Source organism: Limimonas halophila (assembly GCF_900100655.1).
Classification (GTDB): domain Bacteria; phylum Pseudomonadota; class Alphaproteobacteria; order Kiloniellales; family Rhodovibrionaceae; genus Limimonas; species Limimonas halophila.
In genome coordinates, this window is sequence record NZ_FNCE01000002.1 from 149,957 (window position 1) to 165,675 (window position 15,719).

Annotated in this window: 14 protein-coding genes and 2 tRNA genes; 9 read left to right on the forward strand and 7 right to left on the reverse strand. The window is 68.9% G+C overall.

Annotated elements, in window-relative coordinates; all coding sequences use genetic code 11:
* Positions 1-2: 2 nt before the first annotated feature.
* The 3 genes from BLQ43_RS03690 to BLQ43_RS03700 all read right to left on the reverse strand — a co-directional run bounded on the left by BLQ43_RS03690 (position 3) and on the right by BLQ43_RS03700 (position 2,446).
* Positions 3-716 (reverse strand): alanyl-tRNA editing protein, encoded by a 714-nt coding sequence (locus BLQ43_RS03690; RefSeq protein ID WP_090018782.1) that lies wholly within the window; start codon positions 714-716, stop codon positions 3-5.
* Complete coding sequence (locus BLQ43_RS03695) at positions 713-1,726, reverse strand: cysteine synthase A (RefSeq protein ID WP_090018783.1); 1,014 nt, start codon at positions 1,724-1,726, stop codon at positions 713-715. The genes BLQ43_RS03690 and BLQ43_RS03695 overlap by 4 nt, the downstream gene beginning before the upstream one ends.
* Positions 1,727-1,810: 84 nt before the next feature.
* Positions 1,811-2,446, reverse strand: a complete 636-nt coding sequence (locus BLQ43_RS03700; RefSeq protein WP_090018784.1) for an NUDIX domain-containing protein — start codon at positions 2,444-2,446, stop codon at positions 1,811-1,813.
* 113 nt (positions 2,447-2,559) lie between these two features.
* Between BLQ43_RS03700 and BLQ43_RS03705 the strand changes: the two genes are divergently transcribed.
* Positions 2,560-3,825 carry a bifunctional alpha/beta hydrolase/OsmC family protein gene (locus tag BLQ43_RS03705; RefSeq protein ID WP_090018785.1) on the forward strand — a complete coding sequence of 422 codons (1,266 nt, stop codon included), beginning with the start codon at positions 2,560-2,562 and terminating at the stop codon, positions 3,823-3,825.
* Here BLQ43_RS03705 and BLQ43_RS03710 read toward each other — a convergent pair.
* Positions 3,762-4,478, reverse strand: a complete 717-nt coding sequence (locus BLQ43_RS03710; protein WP_176758499.1) for an AAA family ATPase — start codon at positions 4,476-4,478, stop codon at positions 3,762-3,764. The genes BLQ43_RS03705 and BLQ43_RS03710 overlap by 64 nt on opposite strands.
* 173 nt (positions 4,479-4,651) lie before the next feature.
* On the opposite strand from BLQ43_RS03710, the gene BLQ43_RS14250 reads away from it, so the two are divergent.
* Positions 4,652-5,050 carry a hypothetical protein gene (locus BLQ43_RS14250; RefSeq protein ID WP_143006143.1) on the forward strand — a complete coding sequence of 133 codons (399 nt, stop codon included), beginning with the start codon at positions 4,652-4,654 and terminating at the stop codon, positions 5,048-5,050.
* Positions 5,051-5,149: 99 nt separating this feature from the next.
* Here BLQ43_RS14250 and BLQ43_RS03720 read toward each other — a convergent pair.
* Positions 5,150-5,224, reverse strand: a tRNA-Asn gene (locus tag BLQ43_RS03720).
* Positions 5,225-5,470: 246 nt separating this feature from the next.
* Between BLQ43_RS03720 and BLQ43_RS03725 the strand changes: the two genes are divergently transcribed.
* Complete coding sequence (locus BLQ43_RS03725) at positions 5,471-5,947, forward strand: PAS domain-containing protein (protein ID WP_090018788.1); 477 nt, start codon at positions 5,471-5,473, stop codon at positions 5,945-5,947.
* Between the two features lie 130 nt (positions 5,948-6,077).
* Entirely contained in the window at positions 6,078-6,413 is a 336-nt protein-coding gene (locus BLQ43_RS03730) for a DUF5335 family protein (RefSeq protein ID WP_090018789.1), read from the forward strand.
* Between the two features lie 34 nt (positions 6,414-6,447).
* Here the strand turns inward: BLQ43_RS03730 and BLQ43_RS03735 are convergent.
* Positions 6,448-6,521, reverse strand: a tRNA-Cys gene (locus BLQ43_RS03735).
* Between the two features lie 159 nt (positions 6,522-6,680).
* On the opposite strand from BLQ43_RS03735, the gene BLQ43_RS03740 reads away from it, so the two are divergent.
* From BLQ43_RS03740 to BLQ43_RS03755, 4 genes are all read left to right on the forward strand, one after another.
* Positions 6,681-7,337 carry a protein-L-isoaspartate O-methyltransferase family protein gene (locus tag BLQ43_RS03740; RefSeq protein ID WP_090018790.1) on the forward strand — a complete coding sequence of 219 codons (657 nt, stop codon included), beginning with the start codon at positions 6,681-6,683 and terminating at the stop codon, positions 7,335-7,337.
* A gap of 127 nt (positions 7,338-7,464) precedes the next feature.
* Positions 7,465-8,820 (forward strand): TolC family outer membrane protein, encoded by a 1,356-nt coding sequence (locus tag BLQ43_RS03745; protein WP_176758500.1) that lies wholly within the window; start codon positions 7,465-7,467, stop codon positions 8,818-8,820.
* A gap of 76 nt (positions 8,821-8,896) precedes the next feature.
* Positions 8,897-9,871: a DUF2497 domain-containing protein gene (locus BLQ43_RS14530; RefSeq protein WP_176758501.1), complete on the forward strand. Its 975-nt coding sequence runs from the start codon at positions 8,897-8,899 to the stop codon at positions 9,869-9,871.
* Positions 9,872-10,118: 247 nt separating this feature from the next.
* Positions 10,119-12,836 carry a valine--tRNA ligase gene (locus BLQ43_RS03755; RefSeq protein ID WP_090018792.1) on the forward strand — a complete coding sequence of 906 codons (2,718 nt, stop codon included), beginning with the start codon at positions 10,119-10,121 and terminating at the stop codon, positions 12,834-12,836.
* A 114-nt stretch (positions 12,837-12,950) separates the two neighbouring features.
* Here BLQ43_RS03755 and BLQ43_RS03760 read toward each other — a convergent pair whose 3' ends face one another.
* The gene (locus tag BLQ43_RS03760; protein ID WP_090018793.1) at positions 12,951-13,835 is read right to left on the reverse strand and encodes an alpha/beta fold hydrolase; all 885 of its coding nucleotides are present in this window, start codon (positions 13,833-13,835) and stop codon (positions 12,951-12,953) included.
* A gap of 112 nt (positions 13,836-13,947) precedes the next feature.
* Between BLQ43_RS03760 and ilvD the strand changes: the two genes are divergently transcribed.
* Entirely contained in the window at positions 13,948-15,687 is a 1,740-nt protein-coding gene (ilvD, locus tag BLQ43_RS03765) for a dihydroxy-acid dehydratase (protein WP_090018794.1), read from the forward strand.
* The last annotated feature ends 32 nt before the right edge of the window (positions 15,688-15,719 follow it).

The following is a 15,719-nucleotide window of genomic DNA, read 5'->3' on the forward strand; positions in this document are numbered from 1 at the left end:
GCTCACTCCTCGGCCAGATGGATGTTGATGCGCCGGTTCTGTCGGCCCTTGCTCTCCACCTTGCCCACGCGCAGCGGCCCAATTTCGCCGGTCGAGGCCACGTGGGTGCCGCCGCAGGGCTGAAGGTCGACGCCCTCGATCTCGACCAGGCGTACCGTGCCGCCGCTGGTGGGCGGCTGGACCGACATCGTGCGCACCAGCTCCGACTGCGCTGCAAGCTCGTCCGCCGCAATGCTGCGAACCCGAACCGGATGGTCTTCCGCCACGAGCCGGTTGAGCGCCTCGCTCAACGCCTCCTTGTCTGGGTGTTGGCTGCCGATGTTGAAGTCCAGCCGGCTCTTGTCCGCACCGATCTGGCCGCCCGTCACGTCGCCGTCGATCACGCTGCACAGCAGGTGCAGCGCCGTGTGCATCCGCATCAGGCGGTGGCGGCGCGGCCAGTCGATGATGGCCGTGACCGCCGCGCCCTCGGGCGGCAGCGGCTGCTCTGCGTCCGGCACGTGCAGCACCGTGTCCGGGCCGTCGGCCTTCCTGGCGTCGCGGATGACCGTGGTGCCGCCGTCCCACGTCAGCCAGCCCGTGTCCCCCGGCTGCCCGCCGCCTTCGGGGTAGAAGACGGTGTCGCTCAAGCGGATGCCGTCTTCGCCGACGCTGACGACCTCGGCCGTGCAGCGGTCGGCGTGGGCATCCGCGCGGAAGGCCGGCTGCGCCGTCATGTCCCGGCCTGCTCCAGCCAGCGTGGGGCGGGCAGGCCCTTGTCGTGCAGGAAGGCGGGATTGAAGAGCTTGCTGGTGTAGCGCGTGCCCCAGTCGCAGAGGATGGTCACGATGGTGTGGCCGGGGCCCATCTCGCGCGCCATGCGCATCGCGCCCGCGACGTTCACGCCGCTGGACGCGCCCAGCAGCAGGCCGCCGTGCTCCAGCAGATCGTAGGTAACGGGCAGGCTCTCCTCGTCCGGGATCTGGAAGGGATGGTCGACCGTCAGCCCCTCCAGGTTGCCGGTGATGCGGCCCTGGCCGATGCCCTCGGAGATGGAACTGCCCTCGGCCTTCAGCTCGCCCGTCGTGTAGTAGCTGTACAGGGCCGCGCCCGGTGGGTCGGCGAGGCCGATCTTCACGTTCGGGTTCTTCTCGCGCAGGGCGTGCGCCACGCCCGCCAGCGTGCCGCCGGTGCCGACCGCGCAGATGAAGCCGTCCACGCCGCCGTCGGTCTGCTCCCAGATCTCCTGGCCGGTCGTTTCGTAGTGGCCCTGGCGGTTGGCGGTGTTGTCGAACTGCTGCGCCCAAATCGCGCCGTTCGGGTCGCTTGCCGCCAGTTCCTCGGCCAGCCGGCCGGAAACGTGCACGTAGTTGTTGGGATCGCGGTAGGGAACCGCCGGAACCTCCCGGAGTTCCGCGCCGCAGATGCGCAGCATGTCCTTCTTTTCCTGGCTCTGCGTCTCCGGGATGACGATCACGGTGCGGTAGCCGCGCGCGTTGCCGACGAGCGCCAGGCCGATGCCGGTGTTGCCGGCGGTGCCCTCGACCACGACGCCGCCGGGGCGCAGCTTGCCGCGCTCCTCCGCGTCCTTGATGATCGCCCAGGCCGCGCGGTCCTTCACGGACCCGCCCGGGTTGAGGAATTCCGCCTTGCCGTAGATCTCGCAGCCGGTCTCCTCGGAGACGCGGTTGAGGCGGATGAGCGGCGTGGTGCCGACCGTGCCGACGAAGCCGTCGCGGACCTGCATGATTGGCCCATGTCCCTGGTTGCCGATCGCGTTTGCGCTCTGAACCCTAGCCCCCGGTGTCCACCCGAACAAGCGGGCGCGCGATCACGTGATCCCGTGGCGCCGGCGCAGGCTTTCGCGGTTCAGGGCCAGCCACTGCAGGGCGATGATCGCCGGGGCGTTGTCGATCGTGCCGTCGGCCAGCATCGCCTGCGCTTGTTCGAACCCCACGGCGACGGCCTCGATGTCCTCGTGCTCGGCGGCGACGCCGTGGGTGCCGCCCGCGTGCGTGCTGTCCACGACGGCGGCGTAAAGCCGCACGGTCTCGGTCGTGCCACCGGGGCTGACGAGATAGTGATGGATAAGCCGGAGATCGCGGGCTTCCAGCCCGCATTCCTCCACCGTCTCGCGCCGGGCGACGGCTTCGGGATCTTCGCCCGCCTCGATGATGCCGGCGACCACCTCCGTCTGCCACGCGGCCTTGCCGGCGGCGAGGGCGGGCACGCGGAACTGGCGCAGCAGGACGACGCTCTCGCGCACGGGATCGTAGGGAAGCACGGCAACCGCGTGGCCGCGCTCGAAAACCTCGCGCGTCATCGTGCCGCTCCAGCCACCGTCGTGCAGGCGGTGGCGCAACTGGTAGCGGTCGATGCGGAAGTAGCCGTCATAGGGCGTTTCCGCCGAAACGATCTCCACGTCGGACGGCACGTCCGTCTGCGTAAGGCGCGGGCCGTTGGCCATGCTCGACTCCTCGCGCGCGTCAGGTGAGCCTGGATGCCGGGATGGATTGCGCCATCGCGGCCCGCGCGTCCACCGTCCCGGTTCCGGGCCGTGCGTTTTGAGGAGCAGCCACGATGACGATCGTCAGCGAGCGCATCACCTTCACGGGCGGGCAGGGCGAGCAGCTGGCCGCGCGGCTGGATCGACCCACGCAGACGCCGTGCGCCTACGCGCTCTTCGCGCATTGCTTCACTTGCGGCAAGGACATCCCGGCCGCCCAGCGCATCGCGCGCACGCTGGCGGAAACGGGAATCGCCGTGCTGCGCTTCGATTTCACTGGGCTGGGCCACAGCGAGGGCGAGTTCGCCAACACCAACTTCTCGGCCAACGTCGACGATCTGGTAGTGGCGGCGAACCATCTGGAATCAACGTACGATGCGCCGCAACTCCTGATCGGCCACAGCCTGGGTGGGGCCGCCGTGATTGCCGCCTCGCCCCGGATTCCCTCGGCGCGGGCCATCGCCACCATCGGCGCACCGGCCGATCCCGCCCACGTCCAGCATCTCCTGGGCGAAAAACGGGACGAGGTGAGCGAACACGGCGAGGCCACGGTGACGCTCGGCGGGCGCTCGTTCCGGGTGCGCAAGCACTTCCTGGACGACCTGGGCGATCACGGCCTGGAACGGATTCTCTCGGCCTCGCGCGCGGCGCTGATGGTGTTCCACAGTCCCATCGACAATGTGGTGGGGATCGAGAACGCCTCGACGATCTTCACCTCGGCGAAACACCCCAAGAGCTTCGTCTCGCTGGACGACGCGGATCATCTGCTCTCCGGCCGCGCGGACGCGCAGTACGTGGCACGCGTGCTCGGTGCCTGGGCGGACCGCCACATCGCCAGCGAAGCGCCCGCCGCAGAACCGGAAGCTGATCACGATGACGTGGTGGTCCGCGAGGCCGACGGCGGCGGGCTGGCCAACGTCATCTTCGCCGAGGGGCACCGGTTGCCCGCGGACGAGCCGAAGGCCGTGGGCGGCACCGAAACGGGGCCGTCGCCCTACGGCTATCTGCTGGGCGCGCTGGGCGCATGCACCTCGATGACGCTGCGCATGTACGCCGAGCGCAAAAGCCTGCCGCTGGAAAACGTCCAGGTGCGCCTCTCGCACAGCCGCATCCATGCCAAGGACTGCGCGGACTGCAAGAGCGAGACGGGTCACGTCGACGTCATCCGGCGCCGCATCGCGGTTTACGGCGATCTGTCGGATTCCCAGCGCGAGCGCCTGCTGACGATCGCGGACAAGTGTCCGGTCCACCGGACGCTGACCAGCGAAACCCGCGTCTACAGCGAACTCGACAGCTCCGACGCGGGCGCCCCGGATGCCTCGGGCGGCGCGGGCTGCTGATCGGGGCGGTTGCGCAGGTATTTCACCAGCGCCTCGATCTCGCCCATGGCCTCGGAATCGGGTGCATGGGCGCCCACCCACGCGCCGGCGTCGAAGGAGCTCATGTGCACGGCGCGTTGGCGCAGCACCGGGCCGACGGCTTCGCCGAGCTCGCGCAAGTGGCTGTCCAGCGCGCGTCCCACCGCCGTTCGGCGGTCCACGCGGTTGGGCACAAGAATGCAGTCGGGCCGGCTGCCGTCACGCGCCGCGCGGGCGCGGGCGATCATGGCGGTGGTGCGCCGCGTGGCCCGCATTTCGGCCCCGCCGGGTGTGACCGGCACAATCACCACCTCCGCCAGGGCGAAAGCCGCCGCGACCACGGCGCTCAAGCGTGGCGGCAGGTCGACGACGACGTAGTCCGCGGAATGGGCGGCCCCGCGCACCGCCTCGATCCAGCGGCGGCAGCCGGCGTCGCTCGCGCCGTCGCCGCCTTCGCCCCCGGACTCCATGACGTGCCGACGGGCGCGGACCCGGTTGTCGGCGCCGCGCGTCCAGGCGGTGGCGGCCTGCTGCGGATCGGCGTCGACCAGCACCACGTCGTGCCGCCGGGCGAGGGCGCCCGCCACGTTCACGGCCACGGTGGTCTTGCCGGTCCCGCCTTTCAGGTTCGCCACGGCCACGATCTTCCCCATACGGGGGAGTATACGCGTCAGAGACGGCAATGACAGGGCCAGCACAGCGCTCGCGCGACGCGTCGGGAACGCCGCCGGGGCCTGTCGCGACGCGGGCGTGCCAGCTAGACTATCGTGCACCGCAGAATCGCGGAACGGAAAGGGAGCTGGCACCCATGACGCTCAACCTGCCTAAAGTCGCGCAACCGGGTGGCGCGACCGTCACCCCGGTGCGGGGCGCGACGGCCGGCGCCGCGACCATCCGGCATCGTCCCGCTGATTCGGGCCGCCCTTCGGCGACGCGGCGAACCGAGACCACCACAACGCCCTACACGGTGTTTTGTGGATACAGTCCGGACATGCGCCGGTACGAATCCATGCGGACTGCGGAAATTGCCTGGTGCGAACGCGAGTGCGAGGGACTGTGGCGGCTCGTGCACGGGCCCTACATCCCCGGCCACGGGCACGAAGTGCGTTTTGCGTTTACGGAAAAAGCCGATGCCGAGGCGTTTCTGAATTTCCGGCAAATGCGCCGCGCACGGCAGGAGGAAATCTCCGCCAGCCGCGACACCTGATTCGCCGGCAAGGTAAGACGGGCGCGGCCGCGGTTTGGGTGCATACGCCCGTTGCGCAAACGAAAACGGCCCGCGCCGGCATGGGCGCGGGCCGTCGTGTGGCTCCCCGGGGCGGATTCGAACCACCGACCTAGCGGTTAACAGCCGCTCGCTCTACCACTGAGCTACCGGGGATCAGGTGTCCGGCGGGCTCGCCGCCGCTGATGTGCGGTCGTATAGCAAAGCGATCCGGGGCGTTCAAACCCTGTGTGGCCCGATTTTTCGCCAATAAGACGTTCATTCGGCGTATGCGGCCGGGGGATGGCGTGGCGGACCGGCACCGCAACCGAGTCGCACGTCGGGCTGGCCGCGAAAGCCTTGACGTGCGTTCGACCGCAAACCTACCAACATAAAGTTGTTGCGCGGTGACAGCGGGATTGGATGACGACGCATAGCGTCGACAGTTCGCGCGATCTGCTTCTGAGCGAGGTCAGCGCCCCCAAGGTCGCGGAGGCCATTGCGTACTGGCGCGCGAAAACCCCGGCCGGCGGCGCGTTTCCAGCGCGGACGGACATCGATCCGCTGGAGGTTCCGGGTCTCCTCGGCCATCTCGCGCTGATCGACGTGTTCCAGCAACCCGAGCTGCGGTTCCGCTTCCGCTTGTTCGGCACGGAACTTGTGGAGGTATTCCGGCTCGACCCCACCGGCAAATGGGTGGACCACGAAAGCCTGGGCGCGATAGCGGGGCACGCGCACGCCCGCTTTGAACAGGTGGTGACCCAACAGGCTCCGCTGGCGGCACAGAGCAATCTGTACCAACAGAGCCGCGAGCACGTGGGCTACGAGGTGGTCGACCTGCCGCTGGGCACCCCGGCGGACGGCGTGACGATGATCATGTCCTGCCTGCAGCGTGTGTGAGGGCACCTGTCCGCTTGCGCTCTTGAGCCGGACAAGTCGTCTTCCGCAGACTCGGAACTTTCGAAGGCGAAGTCAGCGCCCGCGGGCGCCGACCCGGCGGGTCCGGCCAGACGGCGGAGCGGAGGCATCCATGGCGACGCGCACGTTGCCCAGGGACGAATATGAACGCTTTTTCGACCGGGTATCCCGGACCCTGCACGGGCGCCGGGTCCAAATCGAGGTCGCCTCACTCGCTCTGGGCGACCAAATCGAAGCCAACTGGATCGAGTTGACCGGCATCACTTACGAGCCGGGGAGCGACACGCTCTACATCACCGGGCCGGATCTCGATCATATCATTCGCCAGCCGAAGACAGTGGATGTCGTTGAAGGCGCCGGCGGCCTCGAAACCGTCCACGTGCGCCGCAGCGACGACACGGACGAGATCATCCGGCTGAGTGAACCGCTGATGCTTCCCGAGCACTGAGGAACCGCGACGCGCGGTTATCGGGGAAAACGGGTGGAGGCCCGGGCCGGAATTGAACCGACGTAGGCGGATTTGCAGTCCGCTGCATAGCCACTCTGCCACCGGGCCTTACGTCCGCCAGCGTGACCCCGATGTAAGGGCCTTGGCCGCGAGGGTAAAGAGGGCTCGATTGTCTGTGCGCCCGCTGACCCCTATAACGCGAACAGTCGGCGGCGCGCCCCAGGACGGCTGCGCCCCGTTGGACCAGCGGCCCGGGCGAGGACAATCATGCCGGATTTCGAAACCGCGCGTCTGAACATGGTGGAAAGCCAGCTCCGCCCCAACCGGGTGAGCGACGAGCAGCTGCTCGACGCCTTCGAAACGGTCCCGCGCGAGCGCTTCGTCCCCGAGGCGCTGCGGTCGATCACCTACGTGGACGAGGACCTCAAGATCGCGCCGAGCCGCTACATGATGGAGCCGATGGTGCTGGCCCGCCTGCTGCAGACGGCGGCGATCGAGCCCGGGGACGTGGTGCTGGTCATCGGCGCCGGCACGGGGTACGCCTGCGCCATCGCCGCGCATCTGGCAGCCACGGTCGTGGGCCTGGAAAGCGACGCCGAGTTGGCCAGCCAAGCGGAAAGCGCGCTGGCGGCGTTGTCCATCGACAACAGCGTGATCGTGCGCGGGAGCCTGACGGAGGGCTACCCCAAACAGGCACCCTACAACGTCATCCTGATCAACGGCGCGGTTGAGGAGATTCCCGCCGGCATCACCGGGCAACTGGCCGACGGCGGCCGGCTCGTCACCGTGGAGCGCAGCGGCGCCGGGATGGGCAAGGCGGTCCTGGTCGAACGCTTCGCCGACGCCTTCGGCCGGCGCCATATCTTCGATGCCGCCACCCCGACTCTGCCGGGCTTCGAAAAGGCGCCGGGGTTCGTTTTCTAGCGTGGCTTGGCTCAAGGCGGTATCACCCTTCGGCCAAGCGGATCGCGCGGTGCTTGACGGCTGGTTAGATAGGTGCAGATTTGCATCCATCATGTCGAACACGCGCGATCGCACCGCATCGCTCCTGGTGTCCGCCGCCCTTGTCGCGGTTCTCGGCATCCCCGAAACCGGCTGGGCGACGAGCCTGAAGGAGGCGATGGAACAGACCTACCGCACCAACCCGAACCTCCAGGCGGCCCGCCGTCAGCTGGAAGCGACCAACGAGCAGGTGCCTCAGGCGCGCTCGGGCTGGCGGCCGGACGTGCGGGTAAACATCTCCGGCGGAGTCCAGCGTCGCGCCGCGACCAGCGCGTTCGAATCCACCTCCGAGACGACGAACCCGCGCACCGGGGAGCTCCGTGTGGAACAGCCCGTGTACCAGGGAGGTTCGACGGTCGCGGCCACCGAGCGGGCGAAGAACCAGGTGCGTGCCGAGCGCAACCGGCTTGCGAGCACGGCCCAGGACGTTCTGCTGCGCGCCGTCCAGGCCTACATGGACGTCTGGCGCGACCAGGCGGTCCTTCGGTTGAACAGGAACAACGTCGAGGTCCTGCGCGAACGCTTGAAGGCGACCCGTCAGCGCTTCGAGGTCGGCGAGGTGACGCGCACCGACGTGGCGCAGGCGGAATCGCGCTTGGCGCGCGCCATCGCGGACCGCACAGCGGCGCGCGGCGATCTGGAAGCCAGCCGCGCGACCTACGCCGAAGTTATCGGCAGCCAGCCCGAAGATCTGACGCTGCCCGACGCGCCGGAGAAGTTGCCGGCCACACGCACCGACATCGTCGCCAAGGCGCGCGCCGAGAACCCGACCGTGCAGGCCGCCGGTTTCGCCGAGCAGGCGGCGCGCAAGCAGGTGCGCGAGATCGTCGGCGAGCTGCTGCCGCAGGTCCAGCTGGTGGGAAGCGTGAGCCGCTCGCAGCGCCAAACCGGGGAAATGTCGGAAACGGACACTGCTGAGCTCCTGGCCCGGCTGACAGTGCCGCTCTACCAGCAGGGCGCGGTGTCCAGCCGGGTGCGGGAGGCCAAGCAGACCGCCAGCCAGCGACAGCTCGAACTGGCGTCGGAGCGCCGCACGGCCAAGCAGGAAGCCATTAGCGCATGGGAAGACCTTCAGGCCGCGCGCTCGCGCATCGATTCCCGGCAAAAGCAGGTGGAGACGGCGGAAATCGCGCTCGAAGGCGTGACCGAGGAGAACCGAGTGGGCGAACGCACAGTCCTCGACGTGCTGGACCAGGAGCAGGAGCTGCTGAACGCCCAGGTCGACCTTGTGCGGGCGCGCCGGGATCTGGTCGTCGCCAGCTACCGTGTGCTCGCGGCCGTTGGCGACCTCAATCCTGGCTTCGTCGGCCTCGATGTCGATCCGTATCCCGCCGAGGCGCGCTATCAGGCCGTGGATGACCGCATTTTCGGATTGAGCGTCCCGGGACGGGACGGCGACTCCTGAGCGAAGCTTGCAAAGCCAGCGTCTTTGCCCGCAGGGTTGCTCCGGACGTGACGGTCGATCCGGAACGAGTTGACACATGAGCGATCAGCGGCAGGGCGGCGGCGAACCTTCGATGGAGGAAATCCTTACCTCCATCCGCCAGATCATTTCCGAGGACGAGACATCGGACTCGAGCCGGAGTGCGCAGGACGACGGCGGGGGTCCCGGGGACGACGGCGACGACGATGTGCTGGAACTGACCGACGAGGTCGAACCCGGCGAAACGTCGGCCGACGCCGGTGGGCAAGAAGCCGCCGAGTCCCTCGAGAATGACCCGGAGGCGGCATCCGACGCCGATGCGGACTCTGCCGAGGGGACACCCGTGGCCGAGCCCGAACCGGAACAGGACGACGTGCCGAAGTCGCCGCAGGAGGCCCTGGCTGCGGCCGCTCAGGCGGCGATGGAAGACGACGAAGGCGAGGCGCCGGAGCTCGACGAGCCCGAAGCGCCCACGGATGCCGAGCCCCTCGAGGACGCGGATGACGACGCCGCCCAAGAGGCGCAACTCGGGGATGACGGGGACGACGCAACACGTGCGGACTCCATGGCGGCCGACGAGGTCGCGGCCGAGCCCGAGCCGTCGGAGGAAGCCGCCGAAGCGGATGCCGGCGACGAGATCGACGCCATGATGGCCGCGCCGACGGACGACACGCCGGACTCCCCGGCAACCCCCGAACCCGAGACGGATCACCCCTCTCCGGCATCGCAGCAGGAGGCGGCCATGCGCGAAAACGTCACGTCCGAGGCGGTGCAGGAGCAGGCCACGGCCGCGCTGACCGAGCTCGCCAAGGCCGCCCACAGCCGCGACTTCGACGACGACCGCCCGCAATCGGACGCGGACCGCATTCTGGAAAACCTCGTCCGCGACGCCCTGCGCCCGCAGCTCCAGGCGTGGCTGGACGAAAACCTGCCCAGCCTCGTCGAGCGCATCGTCCGCGAGGAAGTACGCCGCATGGCCGTGCGCGCCGAAGGGTTGGCCGAGGACGAGCGCAGCGGCGGCGAATCCGCCTGACGGCCTTGCCTTGATCGCCGTATTGGCTAGGTTGCGCCTGCCCAGGCGTTAGAGCAGATCGCCGTAAAGCGGAATCAGCTTATTCAGGGTGTCACGCCCTCATCACCGTGGCAGCCCCGGCGTGATTCCGCTTGCTCGTGCGTGAATCTGCTCGCACAGGAAAAACAGGAACCTAGCGTGAGGTTTCCAGCTTTTTCGGCTAACACAATTTGACGGACGATGCCCTAGCGAAAGGCGTGATCGAGGCATGTTGGACAAGACGTACCGGCCGTCGGACATCGAAGCGAAGTTTCAGCGCATCTGGCGCGAGGACGGGGCCTTCGCCTGTCACCCCGACAGTGACGAGACGCCCTACACGATTATGATGCCGCCGCCGAACGTGACGGGCAGCCTGCACATGGGCCATGCCCTGACGTTCACGCTTCAGGACACCCTGATCCGGCACAAGCGCATGCAGGGCTACGATGCCCTGTGGCAGCCCGGCACGGATCACGCCGGCATCGCCACGCAGTCGGTCGTCGAGCGCAAACTCGTGTCCGAAGGCATCCAGCCCGAGCCCCTGACGCGCCAGGAATTCCTGGATCACGTCTGGGCGTTCAAGGAGCAGTCCGGCGGCTTCATCACCAAGCAGCTCGCCAAGCTCGGCGCCTCCGCCGACTGGTCGCGCGAGCGCTTCACGATGGACGACGGTCTGGCCCACGCCGTGCGGCAGGCCTTCGTCACGCTCTACAAGGAAGGGCTGATCTACCGCGATCAGCGCCTCGTCAACTGGGACCCCAAGCTGCACACCGCCGTCTCCGACCTGGAGGTGAACCAGGAGGAGGTCGACGGCAAGCTGTGGCACTTCCGCTACCCGGTGGAAGGCGGGGACGGCGTCACGCTGACGGTCGCCACGACGCGCCCGGAAACGATGCTGGGTGACACGGGCGTGGCCGTGCACCCGGAAGACGAACGCTACCAGCACCTCGTCGGCAAGCACGTCATCCTGCCGCTGGTGGGTCGCCGCATTCCCATCGTCGCGGACACCTGGGCGGACCCGGAGACGGGCAGCGGCGCCGTGAAGATCACGCCCGCCCACGACTTCAACGACTTCGAGGTGGGCCGGCGCAACGACCTCGACGTCATCAACATCCTCGACGCCGACGCGTGCATCAACGCGAACGCGCCCGAGGTCTACCAGGGCCTCGACCGCTACGCGGCGCGTGAGCGCGTGGTCGCCGACCTGGAGGCCGAGGGGCTGGTCGCCCAGATCGAGGATCACCGGCACACCGTGCCGCACGGCGACCGCTCCAACGTGGCGATCGAGCCGTGGCTGACGGACCAGTGGTACGTCGACGCCCCCACGCTGGCGCAGCCCGCGATCGCGGCCGTGAAGGACGGCAGCACCCGCTTCGTGCCGGTGGAGTGGGAGAAGACCTACCTGCACTGGATGGAGAACATCCAGCCCTGGTGCATCTCCCGGCAGATCGCCTGGGGCCACCAGATCCCGGCCTGGTACGGGCGCGACGGCGACGTCTTCGTCGAGATGACCGATGACGAGGCGGCGGCCGCGGCGAAACGCCACTACGGCGTGCCGGCTGTGGCGCTCGGCATCGACGACACCCCGACGGACGATCAGCAGCGCCGGGCCGAGGCCGGCGAGTTGGTGCTCCTGCGCCGGGACGCGGACGTGCTGGACACCTGGTTCTCCAGCGGCCTGTGGCCCTTCTCGACGCTGGGCTGGCCGGAGGAGACGCCGGAGCTTCAGCGCTACTACCCGACCGACGTGCTGGTGACGGCCTTCGACATCATCTTCTTCTGGGTCGCCCGGATGATGATGATGGGCCTGCACTTCCGCCGGGACGTGCCGTTCAAGACGGTCTACATCCACGCGCTGGTGCGCGATGCCGCCGGGCAGAAGATGTCCAAGTCCAAGGGGAACATCATCGATCCCCTAGACCTGATCGAGCGCTTCGGCGCGGACGCGCTGCGCTTCACACTGATCGCGCTGTCCGCGCAGGGCCGCGACGTCAAGCTCTCCGAGGACCGCGTGGAGGGCTACCGCAACTTCGCCACCAAGCTGTGGAACGCCGCGCGCTTCTGCCAGATGTACGACGTGGCGCCGGACCCGGCCTTCGATCCGCAGCAGGCGAAGCTGCGCATCAACCGCTGGGTCATCGCCAAGACGGCGCGCACCGCGCAGGCCGTGGATGCGGGCCTTGAGGGCTACAAGTTCAACGAGGCCGCGGGCGCGGTCTATCAGTTCACCTGGCACCAGTTCTGCGACTGGTACGTGGAGTTCGCGAAGCCGGTCCTCAGCGGCGACGACGAGGCCGCGGCGGCGGAAACGCGCGCCACGGCCGCCTGGGTGATGCAGCAGCTCCTGCACCTCCTGCATCCCTTCATGCCCTTCATCACCGAGGAGCTCTGGGAGCACTTCGGCGGCGGCGAGGGCAATCGCCTCATCACCGGCGCGTGGCCGCGGCTGGGCGAGGCGCTGATCGACGCCGATGCCGAGGGCGAGGTCGACTGGCTCACCGAGGTCATCGGCGCCATCCGCACCGTGCGCGGCGAGATGAACGTGCCCAACAAGAGCGCCGTGACCGTGCGCGTGCAGGCGCCGGGCGCGGAGACGCGCGCGCGGCTGGAAACCCATGCCGAGCTGATCCGGCGCATGGCGCGGCTGGAGACGATCGAGGCCAGCGAGGCCGGGCCGCCCAAGGGCTCGGCACAGTTCCTCATCGACGGCCACACGGCCTACATGCCGCTGGAAGGCATCATCGACATCGACCGCGAGCACGCGCGCCTGACCAAGGAAATCGAGAAGATCGACACCGACCTCGAAAAGCTCGACAAGAAGCTGGCCAACGAGCAGTTCCTGCAGAAGGCGCCCGCCGAGGTCGTCGCGGAACAGCGTGAGCGCCGCGAGCAGGCCGCGACGGCCCGCGAGAAGCTGGCCACTGCGCTGGAGCGGCTGACCGGGTAGGGCATGATGAGGTCGGACCGGCCCGGTCCGGGCTCTGAATCATGCCCTCACATGAATGAGATAGAGCGCGATGAGGCTCGCCGGACGATCCCGCGTCGTCTCATCGCGCTCTGATCAGCTCGCCGCGAAGAACTGCCACAGGGCGTCCAGCGTCTCCTGTGGCCGTTCTTCGGCGGGGAAATGGCCGCAGGGCAGGGGCGTGGCGGCCACGTCCAGCGCCCAGCCCTTCCAGATGTCCAGCGGATCGGCGGTGCGCGCGGCGATCCCCTCGCTGCCCCAGATGACGTGGGTCGGGCAGGTGATGAGCTTGCCGGCGTCCCGGTCGGCGCGGTCGTGCGCCAGATCCAGCGTCAGCCCCGCCCGGTAGTCCTCGCACGCGGCCTGGATCACGTCGGGATCGCGGAAAGCGGCGCGGTACGCGTCCATGGCCGTTTCCTCGATCGCGTCCGGCTCCCCCAGCCAGCTGCCGATGGTCCAGTCGAGGAAGAAATCCGGCTTCGCGCCCAGGACCGTTTCTGGGAAGGGCGCCGCCTGGGCCAGGAAAAACCAGTGGTAGGCGGTGAGGGCGCTTTCGGCCGTCAGGCGTTCGCACATCTCCAGCGTCGGCAGGATGCTCAAGAGCGCCAACCGGTCCACGCGCTCGGGGTGGTCGAGCGCCAGGCGGTAGGCCACGCGCCCGCCGCGGTCGTGCCCGGCGATCTGCGCCGAGCCGTAGCCCAGCGCGTCCAGGATGCGCACGACGTCGGTGGCCATGGCGCGCTTGGCGTGCCCGCTGTGGGCGGGATCGGCCCCGGGGCCGCGGCTGTCGCCGTAGCCACGCAGGTCCGGCACGATCACGGTGTGCCGCTCGGCCAGGGCGGGCGCGAGCTTGCGCCAGTGCAGCCCGGTCTGCGGAAAGCCGTGCAGAAGCACCAGCGGGGGACCGCTGCCGGCGATGCGGCAGTTGATCTCCGCCGCGTCGGTGTGGATGCGCTGGACGGGCCAGTCGGGAAGCTGCATCGCGGTTCTCCGCTGCTCGCGTGGGGAGAAAGCGTTGGAGCCGGCCATGCTGGGCCGCTATGCTTGCACGCGGAAACCACAAACGACCGATGTGCGGGAGAGACAGGCCGTCATGTCGCAGGACACCAAATCGCGGTTCGACAAATCGAAGCTGCCCAGCCGCCACGTGACCGAGGGCCCCAACCGGGCGCCCGCCCGGGCGTTTTATCACGCGATGGGGCTCACCGACAGCGAGATCCAGCAGCCCTTCGTCGGGGTTGCGACCTGCTGGAACGAGGCGGCGCCCTGCAACATCTCGCTCTCGCGCCAGGCCAAGGCGGCCAAGACGGGCGTGAGCGAGGCCGGCGGCACGCCGCGCGAGTTCACCACGATCACGGTCACCGACGGCATCGCCATGGGCCACGAGGGCATGCGCTCCTCGCTGGTGAGCCGCGAGGCCATCGTGGACTCCATCGAGCTGACGATGCGCGGCCATTGCTACGACGCGCTGCTCGGCATCGCGGGCTGCGACAAGTCGCTGCCGGGCATGATGATGGCGATGCTGCGGCTCAACGTGCCTGCGGTCTTCATGTACGGCGGCACGATCCTGCCGGGCCGCTACAAGGGCAAGGACGTCACCATCCAGGAGGTCTTCGAGGCCGTGGGCTCGCACGCCGCCGGGCGCATGAGCGACAAGGAGCTGCACGACCTGGAATGCGTGGCGTGCCCGTCCGCCGGTTCCTGCGGCGGGCAGTTCACCGCGAACACCATGGCCTGCGTCTCCGAAGCGATCGGCCTGGCGCTTCCGGGCTCGGCCGGCGCCCCGGCCCCCTACGAGTCGCGTGACCAGTACGCCGACGCCTCCGGCCGCTTCATCATGAACCGGATCAGCGACCAACTGCGCCCGCGTGACATCGTCACGCGCGAGGCGCTGGAGAATGCGGCGCGGGTCGTCGCGGCCTCGGGCGGCTCCACCAACGCGGCGCTTCACCTGCCAGCCATGGCGAGCGAGGCCGGGATCGAGTTCGACCTCCACGACGTCGCGCGCATCTTCCGGGAAACGCCCTACATCGCCGACCTCAAGCCCGCCGGGCGCTACGTCGCCAAGGATCTGTTCGAGATCGGCGGCATCCCGGTGCTGATGAAGGCCCTGCACGAGGGGGGCTACCTGCACGGCGACTGCAAGACCGTCACCGGGCGTTCGATCGGCGACGACCTGGCCGACGTCACCTTTCCCGAGGACCAGGACGTGGTCCGCACCACCAGCAAGCCGCTCTCCAACACGGGCGGCGTCGCCGGGCTGCGCGGCAACCTGGCGCCCGAGGGCGCGATCCTGAAGGTCGCCGGGCTGGACCACCACCAGTTCCGCGGCACCGCCCGCTGCTTCGACAGCGAGGAAGAGGCCTTCGACGCGGTGAAGCGCGGCGCCTACCAGGAGGGCGACGTCATCGTCATCCGCTACGAAGGCCCGCGCGGCGGCCCCGGCATGCGCGAGATGCTGGCGACCACGGCGGCGATCTACGGCCAGGGCATGGGCAAGAAGGTCGCGCTCATCACCGATGGCCGCTTCTCCGGCGCCACGCGCGGGCTGTGCATCGGCCACGTCGGGCCGGAGGCCGCGGTCGGCGGGCCCATCGGGCTTTTGAAGGACGGCGACATCATCTCCATCGACGCCAGCTCGGGCGCCGAGCGCCTGGACGTCGAGCTGTCCGACGAGGAGCTGAAGCGCCGCTACGCGGAATGGTCGCCGCGGCGCACCAACTACCAGACCGGCGCGCTGTGGAAGTACGCCCAGACCGTGGGCAGCGCGGAGAAGGGCGCGATCACGCACCCCGGCGCTACGGCCGAAACGCACACCTACGCGGACATTTGACGGGTCCGCGCACCCCAGGGCGTCCGGGCCGG